General features: G+C 41.8%; 6 protein-coding genes and 2 pseudogenes. 1 reads left to right on the plus strand and 7 read right to left on the minus strand.

Translation table 11 applies throughout. The features are described 5' to 3' along the window. The 7 genes and pseudogenes from B4J23_RS11100 to B4J23_RS11130 form a co-directional block, all read right to left on the minus strand. Window positions 1-266 (minus strand): annotated as a pseudogene (locus B4J23_RS11100) (3-dehydroquinate synthase); the annotation flags it as partial. Between the two features lie 28 nt (window positions 267-294). Next, complete coding sequence (gene aroK, locus B4J23_RS11105; protein ID WP_005233593.1) at window positions 295-831, minus strand: shikimate kinase AroK; 537 nt, start codon at window positions 829-831, stop codon at window positions 295-297. Between the two features lie 36 nt (window positions 832-867). Beyond that, window positions 868-2,988: a type IV pilus secretin PilQ gene (pilQ, locus tag B4J23_RS11110; RefSeq protein WP_376782861.1), complete on the minus strand. Its 2,121-nt coding sequence runs from the start codon at window positions 2,986-2,988 to the stop codon at window positions 868-870. A 61-nt stretch (window positions 2,989-3,049) separates the two neighbouring features. Beyond that, a complete protein-coding gene (locus B4J23_RS11115) occupies window positions 3,050-3,577 on the minus strand; it encodes a pilus assembly protein PilP (protein ID WP_034169727.1) in 528 nt (175 codons plus the stop codon). Next, complete coding sequence (locus tag B4J23_RS11120; protein ID WP_291360637.1) at window positions 3,577-4,293, minus strand: type 4a pilus biogenesis protein PilO; 717 nt, start codon at window positions 4,291-4,293, stop codon at window positions 3,577-3,579. The genes B4J23_RS11115 and B4J23_RS11120 overlap by 1 nt, the downstream gene beginning before the upstream one ends. Next, window positions 4,290-4,928 (minus strand): PilN domain-containing protein, encoded by a 639-nt coding sequence (locus B4J23_RS11125; RefSeq protein ID WP_291360639.1) that lies wholly within the window; start codon window positions 4,926-4,928, stop codon window positions 4,290-4,292. The genes B4J23_RS11120 and B4J23_RS11125 overlap by 4 nt, the downstream gene beginning before the upstream one ends. Next, a complete protein-coding gene (locus B4J23_RS11130) occupies window positions 4,928-5,986 on the minus strand; it encodes a pilus assembly protein PilM (RefSeq protein WP_004787132.1) in 1,059 nt (352 codons plus the stop codon). The genes B4J23_RS11125 and B4J23_RS11130 overlap by 1 nt, the downstream gene beginning before the upstream one ends. Window positions 5,987-6,152: 166 nt before the next feature. Between B4J23_RS11130 and B4J23_RS11135 the strand changes: the two are divergent. Beyond that, window positions 6,153-6,415 (plus strand): annotated as a pseudogene (locus B4J23_RS11135) (penicillin-binding protein); the annotation flags it as partial.

Genomic DNA, 6,415 nt, shown 5'->3' on the forward strand with positions numbered 1-6,415 from the left:
TCAAGCAATGCATCAAAAATCAGGTTTAGATGTTCAATATCTTTGTATTTCTCACCATCCGGCAAAATACAGGTCGCCACAGTTTTACCCAGATTTTCTAATGCAGCCTTATAGCGATCCAGATAGAGTGGTGCCACCGTATCATTACTGACAATCATCACCTGCTTGCCGTGAATATAGGGCTCAAGCAATTCCTGAGGATTCAAGTTACTGCCAATAAAAATGGGATAACGACGTTCACCGAGTTCGACATATAAGGTTTTCATGAGAGGATAACCACTTTTTCAACTGAACTTATTTTTTTGGAAGGATGAGATTCAGAATACGCTGCGCCAGATCTCGTGCAGCTCCCTGATTGGTCTCAATAATGTAATGTGCGACTTCCCGGTATAACGGATCCCGCACTGCAAGCAGATCTCTGAGTTTCTGTTCAGGATTTTCGACTTGTAACAAGGGGCGGTTTTTGTCGCGATAGGTTCGCTGAAGCTGAATTTCAACTGGAGTATAAAGATAAACAACGATGCCTCGCTGCTTTAAATAATCCCGATTAGGAGCCTGAGTAATTGCGCCACCACCAGTCGCAAGTACCAGCTGTGGACGTGAAGTTAACTCATCAATGACAACAGTTTCACGATGACGAAAACCCTTTTCACCCTCTTTTTCGAAGATCCAGGGAATCGTAGCCCCTGTTTTCCGCTCAATTTCATGATCGCTGTCCAGAAATTCTCGTCCTAACAGTTCTGCTAAATGTCGTCCTACTGTTGTTTTACCGGCCCCCATCGGCCCTACCAAATAGATATTTGGTAGGGTTTCAAACTCTTTGCTTGGCAAGGAGTCACCTATTCATTTTGTTAAATTCAAAATATATTAATGATTTCTTGAAACACTGTCATTAACAATTCGAGGTGTAACAAAAATCAGCAATTCACGCTTGTTATCTGATTTAACATCTTTACGGAACAAACGACCTAAATATGGCAGATCTCCCAAGAACGGAACTTTAGTTTGCGCATTTCGAGTTTCTTGCTCAAAAATACCACCCAATACCACTGTTTCACCATTATCAACCAGTACATTAGTATTGATCTGATTTTTATTAATAGTTAACTGTCCAGTTGGTGTCGGATTTCCTGCTGAGTCACTGGTAATATTCAACTCCATCTGTACCTTGCCATCTGGCGTAATACTTGGTGTAACGTCCAGACTTAAAGTTGCATCAATAAACTCTGTAGTCGATACTGCATTAGCCCCTCCACCTTCTGAAGACTGATAAGGAATTTGCGAACCAGAAGCAACGGTTGCTTTTTGCTTGTCAGCAGTGAGCACTTTTGGCGTAGAAATCACTTCACCATAACCGTCTGCTTGAAGCGCAGAAAGTTCAAGATCCAGCATAAAATCCGAAAGGCTAATTAAACCAAAGGCGATGCGACTTGCTCCTTGGCTAGTAACCCCTAAGTCTACATTCAGGTTATCTGGACGCTGAATATCATAGGTAAATCCACCTAACTCATTTACTTCTGGCTCTCGGAGATCCCAAAGAGTCGTATCACTACCACCAACAAGAAGGTGATTATTATTGGTAATCCCTTGAGATAGGATTCCCCATTTCACCCCCATTTCTTTGGTAAAGTCAGTAGTTGCACGAACGATACGCGCCTCAACCATCACCTGTTTCACTTGCACATCAAGTAGATCAACCATATTACGAATTTTATCAATGAAAGGCTGGGTATCATTCACAATAATGGTATTGGTACGAGCATCAATAGAGATAGAGCCACGTGAACTTAATAAACTTTCTTTATCGTCGTTATTAGTACTATTACTTGAATTGCCTGATCCTGATGCACTTTTATTTTGAGTAATCAGTTTTTCAATATCTGCTGCTTTTGCATAACTGAGCTGCATATATTCAGTTTGAATCGGTGCAAGTGCAACGCTTTGTTTTAAAGCCTTAGCTTCTTCTTCTTCGGCCTTAATTAGTTCTGCCACCGGTGCAATCCAGATCACATTACCATTACGGCGTTTATCCAGATTTTTAGTTTTTAACACAATATCTAAAGCCTGATCCCAAGGCACTTCTTTGAGGCGCAAGGTAATATTACCTTGTACGCTATCTGCAGCAACCATATTGATATCGGTAAAATCGGCTAATAACTGTAGAACTCGACGGACTTCAATATCTTGGAAATCGAGGGAAATTTTCTTGCCTGTATAAGCGACTGATTTAGGACGTAAAGGCCCTTTAACTTCTGGCCGCTTCAAACTAATCGTCAGCTTATTATCCGTCTGGAAAGCCATATATTCATAGCTTTCCGCAGATTGAATAGTAATTACACCTGAGCCATTCTGATTGACTGCGTCTACACTCGAAACTGGTGTAGCAAAATCATTCACATTTAAGCGACGGGTCAAATGTGCCGGAATCTTGGAGCCCAGAGTCCGCACAATCACTTTGGTTCCCTGCTGCTGTACATCGACTGGTGTGTTCTGACCTGCCAGATCAATTACCACCAGCCCTTCACCTTGTGCACCCCGCTGGAAACCAATATTGCTAATCCCCTGAGCGGCCTGCTGTTGTACTGGCTGAGCAATAGCGACTGGAGTGGCAGAATTAATTTTTAAAATAAAGGTATTGCCTTCTACACGCGTCGTAAATGCACCTGCATTAGCGAGATTCACCGTCAGTCGAGAACGCTGTGCATCTGAGCTAATATCCACTGAACTCGCTTCAGCAGTTGCGACTGGAATACTAGACTGTTTTAGATTTTGTTGGGCCTCATTAAAATCCAGAATCAGGCGTGAAGGGGATTCAAGCTGATAGGCTTGAGGTTGAGGCGGCAGGCCATTAAACATCACCCGGATTTCAGTTCCTTGTCCAGGAATCTGCATTGGTACCACATTGGTCATTGAAACCTGCGCACTCGCTGCCTGCATCACAGCAATCGCGACAGCCCCCATAGAAAACTGACGAAACACATGATTCATTGTATTAGCATCCCCAAAAATAAATTCTTTAATACTCTTATTCATTTTTATTCCTTAAAACTTATGGCGCTGGCCCAATCAAAACCAGACTTCGTGGTCGTTCCACATATCCCTCACGGCCATCTGGAATAATCTCAATCAAGTCAATCTGTGTCGGCGTAATTCTCGTTACACGACCATGATTAAGTCCCATATAGCTGCCACGTTGTATCCGTTCAATTTCCCCATCAGGCGTTTGAATTAGAGCCAGAATCTGCCCCGCCTGATTCCGCATACTGCCTTTCATACTTAAGGTTTCCAGTGGATAACTCTCTAAAGGCTGTAATTGGCGTGACAAGTTTGGATAAACCCGCTTACCTGCCATAATTTTCAATTCGGCTGCTAAAGAGCTTGGCAGGAAAGGACTTTTCAGCTGATGAGCTGCATAATTAAACATTTCTGTCGGAATAAAATCCGGCGCCGGTTCAATTGGTAATGGTGGTTGATTACGAATATTGGCCATTTCCTGATTGACTGCATCAATTCTTGATTCGCAACCCACCAATAAAAATCCGAGCGTTAAAGCTGAAGTAATTTTAATGATATTCATTACTGAGCTCCCTGCGTATCAGTTGTAGCTGAAGTAGATGAAGCATCTGCATTGCCTACATAACGGTAGGTTTTCGCTTTCACTACATAATCAATAACAGGAATTTCAGATTTCTTTTCTTTATTTTCAGTTCCTGTAATGGTGAAATCATGCAGTGTAACGATGCGCGAAAGCCCTGCAATACTGCTCACAAAAGAACCAAAGGCATGATAATCCCCAGTGGCTTCAATCGCGATCGGCTGTTCAATAAAGAATTCCTGCTTGATTTCAGGTTCAAGACGAATATTCTTGAATTTCAGTCCAGAGTTCACCCCACTCAGGTTAATATCTTCAACCAGGCCAGGAATTTCAGTTTCTTTCGGCAGTTGTTCCAATTGCTGATTAAAGCGTGCTTCCATCTCCTGCAACTGAATCTGATACTGCTGTAAATTCCGCAGCTTGGATTCCTTTTCCCGGAATTCATTTAACAGGTTTTGCTCTTGAGCACTGGCTTGTGAAATTGCTTCTAACTTGCCGCGAATAAACCCGAAATATCCCAGCATAAAAACCAGAATAACAATAAAGATCCAGCAGGTAATTTTGACTGATAATGGCCAGCTACCATAATTATTTGGATCTAGTGTATTGAATTGTTGAAAGAATTTTTCAACTGTCATTTTTTTTCTAGGAACAGCCACTACGTCTTGGCTTAATTCATCGAATTCGTCATTACTCATGATGATGCCTCCGCTGTAGTTGTGGCTGGCGTTTGTCCTTCTTTAAGTGTTGGCTCAGCGATTTGATCCAGATCAACCGTGACCGTAAAGCTGCCATAAGATTCTTCTACTCGAGGAATCACTGAGGATGGCGCTTTATCTTTTGGTTCTTCAGCAACCAGGAAAGCATTCATAAATGCATTACGATACCAAGTAGAAGCTTCCAGATTACGTAGCAATTCAGCCACTGTATTTGGACTTTCTGCCTTACCTTCAATAGTGAATTTATCGCCAGTACGCTGAAATTTTGTAATGTACATATTGCTTGGTGTGACCCGTACAAATTCATCAATCAGGTGAACTGCGATCGGTCGTTGGGTCTGTAAACCCTGAATCAGCTTCATACGTTCAACAATTGCATTACGCTGGTCTTGTAAACCATCCAAGGCTTTCAGCTGTACATCCAGATTTTGGTTAGTACTGACCACCAATTGGTTGGCCTGTTCCTGATCCTGAAGTTTTTGATCATAATAGAACCAGGTTGAACCTGCTGCTGCCAATCCCAGAAAAAGTGCCCCTGCGCAAATCGCTACAAATTCATTATTTCTTTTAATTCTTAGCTCATCGCGCCAAGGGAGTAAGTTAATCTTTGCCATTAATCAAAACTCCTCAATGCCAAACCACATGCAACCATGAGTGAGGACGCGTCATTTTCAATTTTTTTAATATCAATTTGAGGAGAAAAGCCCATTTGCAGGAATGGATTGGCAATAGTGACCCGGTAGCCAAGTTTTTGCTGTAATAGTTTTGCCAGACCTGGAATATTGGCATTCCCCCCTGCCAATAAAATATGGTCAATCTCGTTAAACTGAGATGAAGAGAAGAAGAACTGTAATGAACGTGCTGCCTGCTGCACGACTGCATCCAGGAAAGGTTCCAGCACTTCGATATCATAATCATCCGGTAAGGCACGGGTTTTTTTAGCACGCCCTGCTTCCTCAAAAGATAATCCATAACGGTTCTGGATTTCCTGAGTCAGCTGCTTACCACCAAAAACCTGCTCACGAGTATAAATGATCTTGTTATTCTGCATGACGGATAAGGTCGTCATACTATGACCAATATCCAGGATCCCGACAGTATTTACCCCCATCGGCAAGGTATCCGAAAACACCTTGAATGCATTTTCTAATGCAAAACTTTCGACATCTGCAATTTTTGGATTGAGATTGGCAATTTGCAGTACTTCAGAACGCGCTTCAACATTTTCGATTCGAGTCGCTACCAACAGGACATTAACCCGGTTCGGATTGGTTAAACGGTCTGGCAGAACTTCAAAGTCCAGACTGGCTTCATCAAGTGGGAAAGGAATATATTGTTCGGCATCTTCACGAATCTGAACTTCACGTTCATCATCCGACATATCGGCATCCATTTCGATGATCTTGGTGATGACCATAGAAGTTGGAATTGCAAAGGCTGACTGACTGGACTGGGTATTGGCCAAATTAATCGCACGCCCCAACGCATCACCCACCGCTTCTGGATTTAAAATATTTTTTTCAACGACACTACTTTCTGGTAATGGGACTAAAGCATAACTTTCTACCCAGTACCGACCGTTCTTTACAGAGAGCTCTAAAACTTTAACAGAAGTCGAACTAATATCGACTCCTATTAACCCCTTATTTGGCTTACGATATAACCTGCGCACAATACAATTCCTATTATTTTTTTATCCCCAATAAAAACAAACTCACCAATCTGTGCCGGCCTATAATTTTATACAGATACAATAACTCATCTAACAATATGTATATCTAAAGGATATACTGACCGGTAATTAGTTTGCCATTAGCTCTTATTAAAACTTACTTGTTATGAAAAAGCTATCTTGTTCAGGCCTTGTTCATCCATTTTTTTTGATCATTATCATTATTTTGATCTCAATTCCGATGGGTTTCTATGGCATGTATCTCTATATTGCCCCAACCCTCCCGGAAATGAGTTCACTAAAAAAAGCACCGCTTTTAAAGCCCTTGCAAGTCTATACAGCCGACAACCAACTTATTGCTGAGTACGGTGGTAAACTTTCTATTCCTGTTGAATACAAACAAATTCCTCCTACGTTTATTCATGCATT

The sequence above is a fragment of the Acinetobacter sp. UBA3025 genome (assembly GCF_002367915.1).
In the GTDB taxonomy this organism is placed as follows: Bacteria; Pseudomonadota; Gammaproteobacteria; order Pseudomonadales; family Moraxellaceae; genus Acinetobacter.

What these genes read in the sequence shown, in the direction of transcription:
- pilQ (WP_376782861.1), bottom strand. Translation starts at nt 2,988, where the DNA reads ATGAATCATGTGTTTCGTCAGTTTTCTATGGGGGCTGTCGCGATTGCT.
- B4J23_RS11115 (WP_034169727.1), bottom strand. Translation starts at nt 3,577, where the DNA reads ATGAATATCATTAAAATTACTTCAGCTTTAACGCTCGGATTTTTATTG.
- B4J23_RS11120 (WP_291360637.1), bottom strand. Translation starts at nt 4,293, where the DNA reads ATGAGTAATGACGAATTCGATGAATTAAGCCAAGACGTAGTGGCTGTT.
- B4J23_RS11125 (WP_291360639.1), bottom strand. Translation starts at nt 4,928, where the DNA reads ATGGCAAAGATTAACTTACTCCCTTGGCGCGATGAGCTAAGAATTAAA.